Source organism: Janthinobacterium sp. HH102, from assembly GCF_001758625.2.
In the GTDB taxonomy this organism is placed as follows: Bacteria; Pseudomonadota; Gammaproteobacteria; order Burkholderiales; family Burkholderiaceae_D; genus Janthinobacterium.
Genome location: NZ_CP062062.1, coordinates 3,564,914 through 3,581,836, shown reverse-complemented (window position 1 = coordinate 3,581,836; position 16,923 = coordinate 3,564,914). Strand labels below are relative to the sequence as shown.

Below are 16,923 nucleotides of genomic sequence, written 5' to 3'. Positions count from 1 at the left end.
GCACTGACAATTTCTGTCAGTAGCATGCGTGAATCAGCAGCGCGCAGGAAACGATGGTACAAGTTGCAACAGACTGCGCTACAATCGCTTGCCCGTCCGCGCGGGCTTGTCCTTGTTCAATGCTTACTCTCCATCGCCTCCATGCTGATTCTGTTTTGCCGTGTCCTGTTCAGCATTGCTGGCCTGCTGGTTTTCTTCCTCTTCGATCAGTTAAGCGCGAATGAATGTCTGAAATTGAGCGTGTTGCTGGCGGCCTTCCTGCTGGGCGTGGGCGGCGTGCTGCACGCATGGCGTGGCAGTTCCGGCGCGATCACCGTGCTGGTGCGCGTCGTCGTGCCCGTGTTTTACCTGGACGCCGCCGTAAAAGGCTTCTTGCGTGGCTATTTTGGCATGCGCCCGAACCCGAATGCGGTTTTGCAGGCCATGTTTGCGACAGATCAAGCGGAAACGGGAGAATTTCTCCTGCACAACAGCGTCGCCCTGGCGCAAGCGGCCGGCTGGTTTGTGCTCGTGACGGCGGCCGTGCTGCTGGCCGACCACCAGCTGCAGCGCTGGCAGGCGTCGCGCGCCGGTACCGCGCCGGGCTGGCCGCACAAAGCCTTTGCCGCCGGTATGGCCGTGTTTCTCGTGCTGCTGCACGTCAATACCACCATGCGGCGCGAAAATCCGGCCCTGTTCTGGCCGCTGCGCTACCAGCAGTACAGCGCGCAGCTGGACGCGATGAAATCGATGCAGCATGCGCTGACGGCGGCCATGGCCGCGCCGCGCGACTGGAATGTGCGCTATGCGGGCGAGGAGGCGCGCACCGTCATCCTGGTGATCGGCGAGAGCACCAACCGCGCCTCGATGTCGCTGTACGGCTATCCGCGCGCGACCACGCCCCAGCTCGACGCCATGCGCGCGAAGCTGCTGGTTTTTAACGATGTGATTTCGCCCGCGTCCAGCACGGTGGAATCGATGATGACCATGCTCACGCCGGCCGATATCGGCAACCCCGATGCGTGGATGGCCAAGCCGAATCTGCTGATGCTGGCCGAGGCGGCCGGCTACAAGACGTTCTGGGTTTCGAACCAGACGCGTAACGATGGCTGGATCGGGCTGCTGGCGGGCGAGGCCGATGAAAGCGACTTCATCAACTACGGCACCGGTCGTGGAGAAAACAATTTTGACGGCAACCTGTTCCAGCCATTCGCCCACGCGCTGCGCGACGCGGCGCCGAAAAAGCTCATCGTCGTGCACTTGCTGGGCGCGCATCCCAGCTATGACATGCGCTATCCCAGCCGCTTCGCCCATTTCGACCGGGCACAGGACGCCGTCAGCGCGCAGATGGCCAGCCAGGGCAGGTCCAGCTGGATACGCAACCAGCGCGACGAATACGATAACGCCATCCGCTATGGCGATTACGTGCTGGGCACCCTGATCGGCATGGCGGAAACGGCCAAGACCGGCCGGGCCGCCTCCTTGCTGTTCGTCTCCGACCATGGGCAGGAAGTGGGCTACAGCCGCAATCACGCGGGCCATTCCGCGTCGGACAAGAGCGGCTATGAAATCCCCATGTTGATCTGGGATAACCAGCAAGCGCCGCAGTCGACGGCCGCGCGCGCCGCGCTGGAAAGCCGGCCGTATCAGACGGACAAGCTTGATGCGACCGTGCTGGGCCTGCTGAAGATCGAGACGCGCTATTACGCCGCGCATGACGATATCCTCAGCAGTGCCTTTACGCCCGTGCAGCGCTTCATGAATGGCTTGCAGTACCAGCGCGGGGCTGCGCCGCTGAGCCGGCAATGAAAAGGCCCGGCGCCGCCGCGGGAAGCGGCGGGGCCGGGCCCCTGCATTTGCTGCGGATTTGCTCTCGATTACTTCTCGGCGAATGCGCGCTCGACAACGAAGTCGCCAGGCGTCGAGGTATTGCCTTCCTTGAAGCCACGCGCTTCCAGCATGTCTTTCAGGTCGCGCAGCATCTCGGAGCTGCCGCAAATCATCACGCGGTCTTCGGCAGGATTGAGTTCCGGCACGCCCAGGTCTTTGGCCAGCTTGCCGTTCTCGATCAGTTCCGTGATGCGGCCCATGTTGCGGAAGTCTTCGCGCGTCACGGTCGGGTAGTAGCGCAGCTTGTCGCTGACCATTTCGCCCAGGAACTCATGCTTCGGCAGATGTTCTTCCAGCAAGTCGTGGTAAGCCAGTTCGTCGACCTGGCGCACGCCGTGCACGAGGATCAATTCGTCGAAGCGTTCGTAGATGTCCGGATCGCGCACGATGCTGAGGAAAGGCGCCAGGCCCGTGCCCGTCGACAGCATGTACAGGCGCTTGCCCGGCAGCAGGTAGTCGGAGACCAGGGTGCCGGTCGGCTTGCGGCCGACGATGACGGTGTCTCCCACTTGCAAGTGTTGCAGACGCGACGTCAGGGGGCCGCCCGGCACCTTGATGCTGAAGAATTCCAGGTGGTCTTCGTAATTGGCGCTGGCGATACTGTAGGCGCGCAGCAATGGCTTGCCGTCGACGCGCAGGCCGATCATGGTGAAGTGGCCATTCGAGAAACGCAGCGACGGGTCGCGCGTGGTGGTAAAGGAGAACAGGGTATCCGTCCAGTGGTGCACGCTTAAAACGCGCTCTTCATTCATCGAACTCATAGTATTTGTTGGCTGGTCAAAAAAATGGTTAGTTGCTGGCAACTGCTGGCAAAAGTGAAACCCTGTGTAGGCCCAGACGCTATTGTACTGGCCTCCACACGAAATTGTTACCGTCTATCGCCGCCAATGCTGCCGCACGCGGTGCCGACATTATAGTGCGAACGGCAAGGCGGGGCTGAAATTCGCCCGGAAACGGGCGGTGGGCATGCGGTCTCTTGACCTGGCTCAGTTTTTCGCCGGCGGCATCAGGACGCGGCCCGGCGCTGCCAGAATGGCGCCTCCGGCCAGCGCTGTTCGGCGCCGTAGAAGCCGCGCCGCATCTGCAGATAGGTTTCAAACGAGGCGAAGACGCTGCGCCGGTAACCCGCCGCCATGCCCCGGTCGCCCGCCAGGCAGGCTTCCGCGACCCGCGCCGCATGGATGCCCGACGCCATGGCCTGACCGATGCCCAGTGAGGAGATGGGGTCGAAGCAGGCGGCCGCGTCGCCCGCCGCCGTCCAGTTGTCGTCCGCCGGCAGCGAGGCCACGCGGCTGTGGATCGCATAGTGGCGCAGGGCGTTCGGCGCGGGCAGGCGCGGCATGATATCGCGCACGTGCTGCGTGCCCATGGCGGCATCGCGCCAGGGCGCTTCCTCTTTCAGCCGCAGGCGCTTGAGGATGTCGGCATCCGTGATGAAGGCCAGCGCCACGCGGTCGCCGGGCAGGGGCGCCGCATAATACCAGCCGTGCTGCGTCGTTTCCACCAGGGTGCGGTGCGGCAGGAATTGCGGTTCTTGCAACTGATAATAGGCGTACAGCGCCACCAGCGCGTCTTGCGTGTGGATGGGGCGCTTGCGCTGGCGCACGATGGCCGCCTGCTTGCCGCTGCAATCGATCAGGTAACGGGCCGTCAGGTCCACTTCCTGCCCGCCGGCCGCCACGCGCAAACGCCATGGGTCGCCGTGTTCCAGCTGCACCAGTTGGGCGGGACGCCACAGCTCCACGCCCGCCTGGCGCGCCTGCTCCAGCAGGATGGCGTCGTAATGCCGGCGGTCCAGGTGCAGGCCGTGGCCATGGCTGCTGAAGACGGCGTCGCGCGACATCAGTTCCGCGCTGCCCCAGGCGGCCGCGTGGGAAAACGCGGGCAGTTGGGCGCCGTCCAGCAGGTCGCGGCCCACGCCCAGAAAGTCGAGCATCGAGAAGATGGACGACGAGACCGTTTCGCCGGCCCGGTAATCGTCGAACAGCTGCTTTTCCAGCAAGGCGATGCGCAAGCCCGTGTAGCGGGCCAGGGTCAGGGCGGCGGCCGTGCCGGCGGCACCGCCGCCGACAATGACGACGTCGTAGTCGGGCGATGAAGACATGCTCAATGGGAAAACCGGCGCCGGTTGGCCGGCATGATTTTCTTCGGCGTGTCATGCAGGGCCACTTGCGCGCCGCCGCTGGCAAACAGCTGCGAGGCCTTCTCGGGCGCCGTCTGCGGATCTTCATCCTTGAGGAACCACGCGGGCAGGTAGTTGGCATCGTCGCCCGTGATGAAACTGCTGGCATTGCCGACCCCCACGCTGGCAGCCACGAATTTCGCGTGATTGCGCTCCTTTTCGACAAAGTACGGATACTGGCGGCCCGATTCTGCATCCTCGTTCTGGTTCACGATGAAACCCAGGTAGTGCCAGGAGCTGATCATCTGCGAAAAACTGTTCATGCCGCGGCTGTACATCACCTGCATGCCGGCCGGCACGCCGGCGAGCGCCTGTTCTTCCTTGGTGGTGGCGCCATTGATCACGTTCCACGGGCTTTGCGGCGGCCACCAGTAGGCGTAGTAGGTGGGCGGCACGGGGATCATCGTATCGGGATTCTTGACGATGTCCGGATTGTCGAAGTTGATCATCTGCACGGAGCAGTCATAGAAGTCGGCCTGCCATGGAATCGCCATGCGCTTGGTCAGGTCGCCCGGTTCGCAGCCGGTGCCGACGGTCGGATCGCTCCAGTCCAGCGGTTCGCATTCGTCGCGGCCCGGCGAGAGGCCGTTTTTGGCGTAGTCGGCATCCACGCGGTGCAGGATGGCGTACGGTTTTTCATAGATGATGGGGTTGCGCACGCTCCACGTCACTTCGATGCCAGGGCACATGGGTTCGCCGACGCAATTGCCGATGGTCGCGTGGTCGAGCGGGTCGATGCCCGGCAAGGCCAGGCCCGGCGCGTCGGGGGCGAATTTGCCGGCCGCCCATTGCTGCAAGGCAAAGTATTGCGTATCCGTCAATACCGAAAACTTGCTGATGACGTTGTTGCGCACGGAATTGCTGCCCGAATTCAGGGGCACGAGCGGTATGCCCGCGCCGGCATTGTCCGTGGTGGCGGCGCTGAACAATTGCCCGCCCTGGCCGCCGGTAAAACCCGGCACCTGTTCCTTTGTCCCTGGCCGGATGGCCGATGGCTTCCTGAAGTAACTGAGGAATTTCTCCCGCTGGGGCCGGTTTGCTTCCGAGGCATCGGCCACGTCGAAGGCGGGGCGGATGAAGGCCGTCATCGACGGCACCGTTGCCACCCACTGGTAATCGCCTATCCTGGCGAGGAATGGCTGAATGTCCTGCGCGTAATTGACGACATAGTCGGGGTTCCAGCCATCGCTGCCGCTCCAGCGGGCCGCATCGTAGGCCTCGGGCAGCGCGTTCTTGTATTTGATGGCCATGTCGGCCACGACGTCATCCCAGGTGGAAATATTCACCAGTTCTGGCGCGAACTTCGGCGAGCCGATGACCACCCAGGCTTTCAGCTCCACGGAGGGGCTGCCATCCTTGAAATGGATGGTTGCGCTGACGGGGCCGTCGGCCACGTCGTCATTCCACGTATCGCCGCCGCCGAAGCCCGTGATGCTTTCCGAGCCGCCGGCGCGGCCATAGGCGCCGATCACCAGCAAGTTGCCGCGCGAATCCGTGCGCATTTCGCCCAGGGTGCGCACCGGATAGCCTTGCGTGATGGCTTGCGGATCGGGGAAGGACACGTGCGCATAGGAACCGGCGCCGTCCTTGTCGAACTGGGCCTTGCCCAGCGGCGCGTCGAGGGTGCGCGGTCCCGGATCGACGATCAGTTTTTGCCGTGCCGCCTCTCCCGTGACGTCGCTGTTGCGCAGATTGGTCCAGGACGTGGGCGTGAGGTTCCAGGCGGGCGGCGTATTTTCCCAGGTTTCATAGCTGTTGTACGGGCCAAACATCAGGTCGCCCAGCAGGGGGATGAAGTTCCACCAGGCCGCCTTCTTGTTAGCCACGTGCACTGTCCACTCGATTTTGGCAATGCTCGGGTCTTGCAGGTCGACCAGGACTTTTTCCCCGGGACGTCCCGCCACGGACTTGTAGATGCGGAAACTGGCCGCCTGGCGCCGCACGCGGCCGGCCGCATCCTTGAACTGGGCAACGTGGACCGGCTTGCCATCGGCCAGCAGCGGATCGTTGTTGCCGTCCGCTTCGACCGGCAGCCCGCCGATGGTTTCCGGCGCCAGATAGAACGAATCATGGCTGTTGCCCACGCGGGCGATGCCGATGGATGGGTGGATCGAATACTGTTCCGTGCTATTCATCAAGTTTTCCCCTGAAAGGTTGGCAATCCTGGTGGCATATCTGGCGGCAGCTACGGGGAAAGATACAGAGAAAAATTGCCAAAAAAGTCACCCATTGTCACTGGCCGTCAATATATTCCGCTCCTGTGATAGCGCTCAAGTCAACGATTCGGGAATTTCCTGGCACGCGCACGCGTAATGGAGCGGGGCGGTTGCGTATGAGCTTGTATGATGTTGCTAAAAAGAATTATCACAAGCCGAGCGGGCGCCACTGCCCGTCCGGATGCCTGTCCAGTAAAGGAAATCATGATGTATAAAACAGTGCGCGACCTGTTCCTGCATTTCAAGGAAGCCGTCCCATTCCGCCTTGTCCCCGCCCTGATCTGCACCGCCTTGCTTGTCGGCATGCTATTGCTGCCGGCGCCCGAAGGCTTGACGCCCAAGGCTTGGGGCCTGGTGGCGATCTTCCTCACCACGATACTGGCGATCATATTAAAAGTCATGCCGATCGGCGTGATGGCGATGATGGCCATCGTCATCGTGTCCTTGTCGCAGGTGACGTCGACTTCGTCCAAGGGCGCCATCACGGATGCGCTCAGCAGTTTCTCGAATCCTCTGATCTGGCTGATCGTCGTGGCGATTCTGATATCGCGCGGCCTGAAGAAGACGGGGCTGGGCAGCCGCATCGGCCTGCTGTTCATCTCGCTGCTGGGCAAACGCACCATGGGCATCGGCTATGGCCTGGCGATTTGCGAACTGGTGCTGGCACCATTTACGCCCAGTAATACGGCACGCGGCGGCGGTATCGTCCACCCCGTCATGAAATCGATCGCCAACGCCTTCGATTCGGACCCGGCCAAGGGCACGGAAAAGAAGGTGGGCACGTATCTGGCCCTCGTCAACTACCATGCCAACCCGATCACGTCGGCCATGTTCCTGACGGCCACGGCGCCGAACCCGCTGGTGGTCGATTTCGTCGCCAAGGCCAGCGGCCAGAGTTTCCACCTGACGTGGACCACCTGGGCCCTGTGCATGCTGCTGCCGGGCCTGGTCTGCCTGCTGGTGATGCCTTTGATCATCTATTGGCTGTCGCCGCCGGAACTGAAAGCCACGCCCGACGCCGTCACCTACGCCAAGGCGCAATTGAAAGGCATGGGCCCGCTGTCGCCGCCGGAAAAAGTCATGCTGGGCACCTTCGCCCTGTTGCTGCTGCTGTGGGCCAACGTGCCCGCCATGCTGTTCGGCCCCGCCTTTTCGCTCGATGCGACGGTGGTCGCGTTTGTCGGCTTGTTCGTGCTGATCATTACCGGCACCATCGACTGGGACGACGTGCTGTCGGAAAAGAGCGCCTGGGACACTCTGGTGTGGTTCGGCGCCCTGGTCATGATGGCCGAGCAGCTGAACAAGACGGGCGTGATCGCCTGGTTTTCGGCCGGCATGAAGGCGGCGATTGTCGCCAGCGGCATGGATTGGCTGCCGATCGCCGGCGTCCTCGTGCTGGTGTTTGTCTTTTCGCATTACTTCTTTGCCAGCACGACGGCGCACATCAGCGCCATGCTGCTGGCCTTCCTGACGGTGGGCCTGCACCTGATTCCCGCCGAATACCACGTGCCGTTCATGCTGATGATGACGGCCGGCTCGGCCATCATGATGACCCTGACCCACTACGCGACGGGTACCTCGCCCATCATCTTCGGCAGCGGCTTCGTGACGATGGGCAACTGGTGGCGGGTCGGCTTCATCATGTGCGTGGTGGAACTGCTGATCTTTGCCGTCGTCGGCACGACGTGGTGGAAGGTGCTCGGCTACTGGTAAGGCAACTGGCCGCGCACGACTTGCAGCAGATAGTCGCGCGCCGCGGCCTGTTCCATGCCTTTTTCCTGCAGCAGCGGCAGCAGGCGCTCAAACAGCTGGCGCCGCCGCAGCGATGGTTCGGACTTGTCGCGCCGGTCCGAAAAGAAATCCATCAGGGTCGAGCCGCACAGGCAATTGCGATAGACCTCGACGATGGCCACGTTGTTGTCATCGAAACTTTGCTTGAGCCCCGAGACATTCTGGCGCATCGCCCGTGTCTGCCCGATGAACTCGTGCGCCGTGGCGAAGACGCGCCTGCAGCAGGCGCAATGCTTGGGAAAGGCCGCTTCGGCCAGGGCGCGCAAGCCTTCGAAGAACAGCTGCTCCTGCATGATGGCTCCTGGCGGCGCGCTAGGCGGCGCGGTTGCTGATCTCGATGCCATGGGGGCCCCGCGGCGGCCGCTGCACGCCCGATTCGAAACGCTGGAAGGCTTCCAGCAAGTGGTCTTTCAGCAGGGTTTCGTCCCACGGCTTGGTGATGAATTTGTACACCGAGCCTTCGTTGATGGCCGCCGTGACCGAATGCAATTCAGGGTAGCCGGACAGCATCACGCGCACGATCTCGGGATAGACGCCCTTGATGCGGCGCAATAGTTCGTTGCCCGACATGCCCGGCATGCGCGCATCCGTGAGGATCACGCCCACCGCGTGCGAGGCGACCAGTTCCAGCGCTTCCTGCGGATTGGTGGTGCTGAGTATCTGGTAGCCTTCCTTGCGCAGCGAGCGGCGCAGGGCGGACAGGATATGCTCCTCGTCGTCGACCAGCAGCAGCACGCGCTGGGGCGCCACGGCATGGCAGCTCTCGGGCGGCAAATGGGTACCTGCATGCAGCATCAGATCCATCTCGGCGCCGGGCAGGGGGCGGCTGAAGTAATAGCCTTGCATGGCGTCGCAGCGGTTGGTATTGAGAAAACCCAATTGACCCTCCGTTTCCACGCCCTCGGCCACCGTGGTCAGGTGCAGGGACTTGGCCATGGCGATGATGGAGCGGGTCAGCGAAGCGCCATCCACGCTGTCGGTCACGTCGCGGATGAACGATTGGTCGATCTTGACCACGTCGATGGGGAATTGCTTCAGATAGGACAGGCTGGAATAGCCGGTGCCGAAGTCGTCCAGCGACAGGGTGACGCCGATTTCCTTCAGCTGCTCCAGCGCCCGCACCACGAGGTCGCGGTTCTGCATCAGCACGCTCTCCGTCAGCTCCAGTTCCAGGCAATGGGCCGGCAGGCCGCTGTCATCCAGCACTGCGCGCACCAGTTCCGGCATGTCGACCTGGCGGAACTGGCGTGCCGACACGTTGACGGCCATCGTCAGGTGCGTAAAGCCGTAGGCATGCCAGACGCCCAGCTGCGCGCAGGCCGTGCGCAGCACCCATTCGCCGATGGGCACGATCATGCCCGTTTCCTCGGCGAGGGGAATGAAGCGGTCCGGCGGCACCAGCCCGATGCCGTCGCGGCGCCAGCGCAGCAGGGCTTCCATGCCATAAATCTTGCCGCTGGTGAGGTCGACCTTGGGTTGGTAATGCAATTCCAGCTCGCCCAGCGCCAGCGCCTGGTGCAGCGCGTGTTCGATTTCGGCCCGCTCTTCCACCAGCACGCCCATCTTGTGGTTGTAGAACTGGCAGCCATTGCGGCCCTTGTCCTTGGCGCTGTACAGGGCCGCGTCGGCCGTCTTGAGCAGCATGTCGGCGCTGTCGCCGTCGGAGGGAAAGACGCTGGCGCCGATACTGGTGCTGACGTGCAAGGTATGTTCGCCCAGCACGACCGGATCGGCGAACAGCTCGAGCACTTTTTTCACGATCTCTTCGGCCGTCCCGATGTCGGGCAGGTCCGTCAGCAGGACGACGAATTCGTCGCCGCCCTGGCGGGCCACGGTGTCGCCTTCGCGCACGGCCAGCTTGAGCCGGCGGGCCACTTCCTGCAGCAGCGCATCGCCCACGGGGTGGCCATAGCTGTCGTTGACGAACTTGAAACGGTCGAGGTCCAGCATCAGGGTCGCCAGGTGCAAACGGGTGCGGCGCGCGTGGGCGATGGCCTGGCCGATGCGGTCGTTCAGCAACTGGCGGTTGGGCAAGTCCGTCAGCGCATCGTGGTTGGCCAGGTATTCGATGCGCCTTTGCTGCAGCTTGCGTTCCGTGATGTCCTGCACGGTACCGCGCATCAGCAGCACCTGATGGCCTTCGCGCACGGCTTCGGCCTGGTGAAAGACGATGCACTCGCCGCCATCGGGCTGCAGCAGCTTGTGCTCCAGGCTGTAGCTGGTGCCGTTGGCATGCAGTTCCATGAAGGCTTCGAGCAGCAGGGGCCGCTGGTCTTCGGGCAGGCATTGCAGCAAACGGTCGAAGCTGGTGGGGCCGGAATCGGCGGCCAGGCCCAGGATGCGCAGCAGTTCCGGCGACCAGTAGCCGTCGTCGCCGGTGCCCCGGTATTCCCAGTTGCCGAGGCGGGCCAGCGCCTGCGCGTGGCTGAGGCTTTCCTGAATGCGGCTCAGCTCGGTTAATGCGCTGCTGGCCCGCAGCAGGTAGCGCAAGCGGTGCGCCAGCAGCCGCCATTGCATCGGCTTGGAGATGAAATCGCTGGCGCCCGCTTCCAGCGCCTGCTTGATGGAGTCATCGTCGTCGTTGCCTGTCAGTACGACGATGGGCACGTGCGCGCCGCCGGGCAGCCGGCGCAGCTGTGCGCAGCATTCGAAGCCGCTCATGCCGGGCATGGCGACGTCGAGCAGGATCAGGTCGGGCACGCCGCGCTGGAAGGCGGCCAGCGCTTCCAGGCCGCTGGCCGCTTCCTCGATGCGGAAGCCTTCCGGCTCCAGCGCTTCCGTCACGAGGATGCGCGTCATGGTGTCGTCATCGACCACCAGGACCAGGGCTTGCGGGGGCTGTGCGGTATTCATGGGGTTTCCTTCTCAATGGCCAGGGCGGCGAGGACACGGTCGAGTTCTTGCTGGATGCCGCGGATATGCTGCAGCGCGCTGCCGACGTCATTGCCGCGCGCATATTGTTCGATTTCACGGCAGGTGGCCGACAAGCCCAGCGCGCCCACGTTGGCGCAGCTCGACTTGAGCGTGTGCGCCGCCAGCTGCAGCGCCGCGGCGTCGCTGGCCCCGGCCGCCACTTCCAGCTGGCCCAGCAGGCGCGGGGCATCGCTGTAAAACAAATCGATGATGCGGCCGAGCACGTCGGGACGGCCGGGACGCCGCATGGCGCGCAGGTTTTGCAGGGCGGCCGCGTCGAGGATGGAGCTTGTTTCAGCCGGCGCCGCCGGGGCAGCCTGCGCCGGGACGGCTTCCGCCGCCGTCTCCGCTGCCGCCGGCGGGCGCCAGCGGGCCAGCATGGCCAGCAGGGCGGCGCGCGTATACGGCTTGGCGAGGTAGTCATCCATGCCCGCCTCCAGGCACAGTTCGCGGTCGCCCAGGATGGCGTTGGCCGTCAGGGCAATGATGGGCGTGCGGCTGCGGCCTTGCTGGGCTTCCATGCGGCGCAGGCGCCGCGTCGCTTCGAAGCCGTCCATTTCCGGCATCTGGCAATCCATCAGGATCACATCGAACGGATAGCGTTCCCACAGGGCCAGCGCGCGCCGCCCGTTGTCGGCCGGCGTGGCCTCGTAGCCCGTGTCTTCCAGCATGGCCAGGGCGATTTCCTGGTTGATCGCGTTGTCTTCCACCAGCAGCATGCGCAGCGGCGCCTGGCCCGGAGCTGCGCCAGCCGTATCCGGCGCGGCGGGCGGGGCCGAAGTGGCAGGTATCGCAGCCGTCGCTGGCGCCAGGGTGCCGAAGCCGCCGACGGCCTCGATGCAGTGGCGCAATTCCAGCGCCCGCACGGGCTTGGTCAGGCAGTATTCCACGCCCAGCGCCGTCACCTGGCGCAGCTCGGCCGAGGCGTCGATCGAACTGAGCATGATGATTTTCAGCGCCGCCATGCGCGCGTCGCCCTTGATCGCCCGCACCAGCTCGGCGCCATCCATGACGGGCATGCGCATGTCGATGATCGCCAGGTCGAACGGGCGCCCGCTGCGCAGCGCGCCTTGCAGCAGGTCCAGCGCTTCGGCGCCGTCGGCGGCGCTGGCGGCGGCCATCTGCCACTCGATCGCGTGCTGCAGCAGGATACTGCGGTTGGTGGCATGGTCGTCCACGATCAGCACGTTCAAGGCATCGAGCGACACGCGCGGCGGCGGCGCCGGCGGCGCATCCTCGGGCGCCACTTCGCCCACGACGACGGTGACGGCGAAGCTGGAACCCTGTCCCGCCACGGATTGGAGCACGATGTTGCCGCCCATCATTTCCGCCAGCTGCTTGATGATGGCCAGGCCCAGTCCCGTGCCGCCGTACTTGCGCGAGGTGGTGCTGTCGGCCTGGCGGAACGGCTGGAAGACGGCTGCGGCCGCTTCCGGCGCCATGCCGATGCCCGTGTCGCGCACTTCCAGGCGGATCCGGCCGGCAGCGGGGCAGCTGACATCGACGGAAATTTCGCCCCGTTCCGTGAACTTGGTGGCGTTATTGAGCAGGTTGGTGAGGATCTGGCGCAGGCGCACGGGGTCGCCGCGCACGTGCTGCGGCACGTCGGAGGCAACGCGGCAGGTAAATTCGATGACCTTGCGCTGGATGCCGTTGGCAAACAGCGCCACCACGTCGTCGATCACCTGGCGCAGGTCGAAAGGGATGTGTTCGAGTACCAGCTTGCCCGCCTCGATCTTGGAAAAATCGAGGATGTCGTCGATGATGCTGAGCAGGCTTTCACCCGAACGGTGCACCGTGTGCACGAAACGCTGCTGCTTGGGACTCAGTTCCGTGCGTTGCAGCAATTCCGTCATGCCCAGCACGCCATTCATCGGCGTGCGGATCTCGTGGCTCATCTTGGCCAGGAATTCCGATTTGGCGCGGTTGGCGGCATCGGCCTCGGCCTTGGCCTGCGTCAGCGCCAGGTCGCGCTGTTCGACGTGCTCGAGCATGCCGTTGAAGCCCGTGATCAGCTGCCCCAGTTCGTCGCTGCCGTGCTGCGCCACGCGCACCGACAGGGCCTTGCCGTCGCGGATATGCGCGATGGCGTAGGACAAACGCGCCAGCGGCCTGGCGATCGATGCGCTGATCAGGCCCGTGATGGCCACGCAGGCCAGCAGCAGGACCAGCGCGATGCCGAGGATCAGCACGAAGGCATGCCGCACGCCGTCGCGCACCTTGGCCACCGCATCCTGCTGCTGCCCCGTGATGCGCGCCACTTGCTGCGCGGAATAGGCGGCCTGTTCGCGCTCGAAGGCGCGCACATGGTCGATGACCTCGTCGAGCGCCGTCTGGCTGTCCAGCACGCTGCCCTTGGCCTGCACCAGCCGCTGTCCCGAGCGCTCCACGGCGTCCAGGTAGGTGTTGACGACCCTCGTTTCGGCCAGCAAGCCCAGCTGGCCTATGCTTTGCTGTAGGGCCTGCATGGTGGCCATGTCGCGGTGCAGGGCGCTGATGCGCCGGGCGATATCCTGGCCCAGCCGGGTGACGTCGGCGGCGGCCGTGGCGAGCATGACTTCGCCCACGTCGATGCTGATGGCGTCGACGGCAAGGTTGATTTCGCCGCTGGCATCCTCGATGCGGGCCGAGGTGCGCATGTAGCGGCCGGCCTCGGCCATCCGGGCGCGTCCGATGGCCAGCTGCAGTTCGATGGGATCGAGCTCCTCGGCCAGGCGCAGGTGGGCAGCGGCCAGGGCGGTGCTGGTCTGTTCCTTGAGCGCCGCATATTGCGCCTGCTGCGCCGCGCTGGCGCCGCCTTCGGCCAGCAGGCCGGCGCGCAGGGCCAGCAAGCCGGCGGCGGGATCGAGCATCTGGCGCGCCGTGGCCAGCAGGGTCGCCCGTAGCGTCTGCTGGGCGGGGCTGATGTCGCGCTCGCTGGTTCCCGCCAGGTGCGCGACGGCCGCCGTCAGCCGCTCGCGCAGGGGAGCGATGCGGAAACGGTTCTTCACGGCTTCCGTTTCGGCCAGCGCAATCTGCATGTCGTGGATGCTCTTGCGCAGGTCGGTCAGGTAGCGGGCATTCTGGTTCAGGCGCTGGCTTTGCAGCTGCACTTCGGCGGCCGTGGCCTGGGCCTGGCTGTCGACCACGCGGATCTTGCTGCGCGCGCCCTTGGCGGCGGCCTTGATCCGCGCCAGCACTTGCCGCATCTCCGTTGCCTGCGCCTTGTAATAGGCCTCGTTTTCCAGGCGCTTGCGCACGGCGACGCGCATGCGCTGGAATTCCCGTTCGAAGGCCGCGTGGTAGCGGGGCGCCTGCGATTCGCCATGGCGCCGCAAATCGTCGCTGATGCTCTCGGCGGCCTCGATATTGGCGCCGATCTTGTTCGATACCTGCTCCAGCTGCGCCAGGTCTTCCGCCTTGCCCAGCTCGAAAAAGTCCGACGCCATATCCTGCACGGTATAGCGCAGGCGCAACACGTCCGTGTACAGCGGCACCGTTTCGTCGGTCAAGCCATGGACATGGGTTTCGATGCCTTTCACCAGCAGCAGGCCGGCCGCCGCCATGGCCGCCACGCCGGCCAGCAGGACGGTGGTACTGATGATCAGCTTGGTCCTGATTTTCATGCCAGGCTCCAGGGCGGGCCGCAAAAATGGGCGCGCATCACTTCGCGCCAGGCGCCAGGTCCGCCGGAACGATTTTGCCGTCGGCGATACGGGTCAGGAAAACGGCCGTCGACGCCTGGTGATTGTCCGGCCGCAGCGTTACCCGCAAGCCGCCCAGATCGAGCCGGTCGAACGTCTCGAAACTCCGGATCAGGCGCTCGCGCGTGAGGTCGGCGCCCGTGCGGCGTAGCGCCGCCACCATCAGGGTGGCCGAGATGCAGCCTTCGAAACTGACGAAAGACAGCCTGGCCGCCGGCACGTGCCGGGCCAGCAGGGCGGCGCAGTCGGCGGCGATCGGCAACTGGCGGTCTTCCGGCAGGGGCACCACTTGCGAAATCACGATGTTGTTGCCTTCCGTGCCCAGCAGCTGGAGCAGGCTGTCGGTACCGACAAACGATACCGTGGCCAAGTCCGCCTTCAGCCCGGCCTGGCCCGCCTCGCGCACGAATGCGGCCACGGGCGTGTAGGGGCCGGCCATGATCACCGCTTGCAGGTCGTGGCCGATCAGGGCCGCCAGGCCCGCCTTGACGGCCGTCGTGCCGCGCTGGAACGATCCCTTGGCAACGAGTTCCATGCCGCGCCGCTGCAGGGCGCGCACGGTGCCGTCGAGCACGGCATTGCCGAAACCGTCGTCCTGGTACAGCACGCCAAAGCGCTGGATGCCGCGGCTGGCGAAGTACTGCACCAGGGCATCGGACTCATCGTCGTAACTGGCGCGGAAGTTGATGATTTCATGCACCACGGGACGGCGCAAGGTCATCGCGCCCGTAAACGCGCCCACCAGCGGCACCTTCATTTCCTGCACAATCGGGATGACGGCGTTGGTGGTGGGCGTGCCCACGTTGCCGAACAGGGCGAATACCTGTTTTTCCTCGACCAGACTGAGCGTTTCGCTGATGGCACGGTCCGGATCGTAGCCATCGTCGGCCACCACCAGCTCGATGCTGCGGCCGTGGATGCCGCCGCTCCGGTTCGCTTCCTGGAACACGGCCGTCGCGCCGTCGAGCATGGCCCGGCCCAGCCCCGAGGCCGCGCCCGTCTGGGCATTGACCATGCCCAGCCGGATGTGCGTATCGGTGACGCCCGGTTCGGCGGCATGGACTATGCCCGCCGCGAGGGTGAGAGCGAGCCAGCAGCATTCCGGGGAAAAGCGCATGAGCTACCTTTATTGAGGTTGACCGGTATCAATAGGCATGGGGTTGACAACGAGTATGGAGGAAATTGCCAACAAAAAACTCACACATAGTCACGGCGCCCGAAGCCGTTGCGGCGCAGCTTGTTTAAGGCACGGTCAGCTGTACTACCACCTTGCCGCGCGCGCGTCCCTGCGCCAGGTAGGCCAGCGCCTGTTTCGCCTCCAGAAAAGGAAACACCCGGTCGATGACGGGGCGGATGGTGCCCGCTTCGAGCAGGGCGGCGATCTGCGCCAGCTGGCCGCCGTCGGGACGCACGAAGTGGAAGGCGTAGCTGGCGCCGCGCCGCCGCGCCTGGCCGATGATCTTGCGGCTGAGTAAGCCGAACACCAGTTTCAGCACCACGTGCATGCCGCGCGCGCGGGCAAAGGCCGCATCCGGCGGGCCGACCAGCGAGACGACGCGGCTGCCTGGCTTGACGATGCGCAAGGCTTTTTCCAGCCCGTCGCCGCGCACCGTGCCCAGCACGGCGTCGTAATCGCGCAGCACGTCCTCGAACGGCTGTTTCTTGTAATCGACCACCTCATCGGCGCCCAGGCCGCGCACCAGTTCCACGTTGGCCGTGCTGGTGGTGGTGCCCACGCGGGCGCCCAGGTGCCTGGCCAGCTGGATGGCGAACGTGCCGATGCCGCCGGAACCGGCCGGGATGAACACTTTCTGGCCAGGCCGCAGCTGCATGCGCTCGTGCATCGCTTGCCACGCCGTCAAGCCCACCATGGGGATCGACGCCGCCTGCACGAAATCGAGGCTGGCCGGTTTCAGGGCGGCCGCCTGTTCCGGCACGACGGCAAATTCGGCCAGGCTGCCGTGCGGCGTGTCGAAAATGCTCGCATACACGGCGTCGCCGACCTTGAAGCGCGTGACGCCGCTGCCGACTTCCATCACCACGCCGGCCAGGTCGCTGCCCAGGGTGGCCGGCAAGCGCAGTTTTAATATGGGCTTGAAGTCGCCCCTGGGAATCAGGTTATCGATGGGGTTCAGGCCGACGGCGTGCACCCGCACCAGCAGTTCGCCGGGGCCGGGCGTGGGGCGGGGCAGGTCGGCAAACGCCACGTGATCGAGGCCGCCGTATTTTTTAAGTTGCAATGCTTGCATGATGTTCTCTCTGAATGCGG

10 protein-coding genes are annotated in these 16,923 nt (G+C 64.8%); 2 read left to right on the top strand and 8 right to left on the bottom strand.

What is annotated here, in order from left to right; all coding sequences use genetic code 11:
• The first annotated feature begins 240 nt into the window (after positions 1–240).
• Complete coding sequence (locus tag JAB4_RS16200) at positions 241–1,788, top strand: phosphoethanolamine transferase (protein WP_227742178.1); 1,548 nt, start codon at positions 241–243, stop codon at positions 1,786–1,788.
• 68 nt (positions 1,789–1,856) lie between these two features.
• On the opposite strand, the gene JAB4_RS16195 is transcribed toward JAB4_RS16200, so the two are convergent.
• The 3 genes from JAB4_RS16195 to lodA form a co-directional block, all read right to left on the bottom strand.
• Complete coding sequence (locus JAB4_RS16195) at positions 1,857–2,630, bottom strand: ferredoxin--NADP reductase (RefSeq protein ID WP_070218815.1); 774 nt, start codon at positions 2,628–2,630, stop codon at positions 1,857–1,859.
• 245 nt (positions 2,631–2,875) lie between these two features.
• Complete coding sequence (locus JAB4_RS16190; protein WP_070218814.1) at positions 2,876–3,973, bottom strand: tryptophan 7-halogenase; 1,098 nt, start codon at positions 3,971–3,973, stop codon at positions 2,876–2,878.
• A gap of 2 nt (positions 3,974–3,975) precedes the next feature.
• Positions 3,976–6,186, bottom strand: coding sequence for a CTQ-dependent lysine 6-oxidase LodA (gene lodA, locus JAB4_RS16185; RefSeq protein WP_070218813.1), 2,211 nt, complete (start codon positions 6,184–6,186; stop codon positions 3,976–3,978).
• 288 nt (positions 6,187–6,474) lie between these two features.
• On the opposite strand from lodA, the gene JAB4_RS16180 reads away from it, so the two are divergent.
• Positions 6,475–7,980: an anion permease gene (locus tag JAB4_RS16180; protein ID WP_070218812.1), complete on the top strand. Its 1,506-nt coding sequence runs from the start codon at positions 6,475–6,477 to the stop codon at positions 7,978–7,980.
• Here the strand turns inward: JAB4_RS16180 and JAB4_RS16175 are convergent.
• The 5 genes from JAB4_RS16175 to JAB4_RS16155 all read right to left on the bottom strand — a co-directional run bounded on the left by JAB4_RS16175 (position 7,971) and on the right by JAB4_RS16155 (position 16,903).
• On the bottom strand, positions 7,971–8,351 hold the full coding sequence (locus JAB4_RS16175; protein WP_070218811.1) for a hypothetical protein: 381 nt from the start codon (positions 8,349–8,351) through the stop codon (positions 7,971–7,973). The two genes, JAB4_RS16180 and JAB4_RS16175, sit on opposite strands and share 10 nt — an antisense overlap.
• 19 nt (positions 8,352–8,370) lie before the next feature.
• On the bottom strand, positions 8,371–10,911 hold the full coding sequence (locus JAB4_RS16170; protein ID WP_070218810.1) for an EAL domain-containing protein: 2,541 nt from the start codon (positions 10,909–10,911) through the stop codon (positions 8,371–8,373).
• Positions 10,908–14,576, bottom strand: a complete 3,669-nt coding sequence (locus JAB4_RS16165; protein ID WP_070300251.1) for a response regulator — start codon at positions 14,574–14,576, stop codon at positions 10,908–10,910. The genes JAB4_RS16170 and JAB4_RS16165 overlap by 4 nt, the downstream gene beginning before the upstream one ends.
• 37 nt (positions 14,577–14,613) lie before the next feature.
• Entirely contained in the window at positions 14,614–15,771 is a 1,158-nt protein-coding gene (locus JAB4_RS16160) for an ABC transporter substrate-binding protein (protein ID WP_070218808.1), read from the bottom strand.
• Positions 15,772–15,895: 124 nt separating this feature from the next.
• A complete protein-coding gene (locus JAB4_RS16155; RefSeq protein ID WP_070218807.1) occupies positions 15,896–16,903 on the bottom strand; it encodes an NADP-dependent oxidoreductase in 1,008 nt (335 codons plus the stop codon).
• Positions 16,904–16,923: the final 20 nt, after the last annotated feature.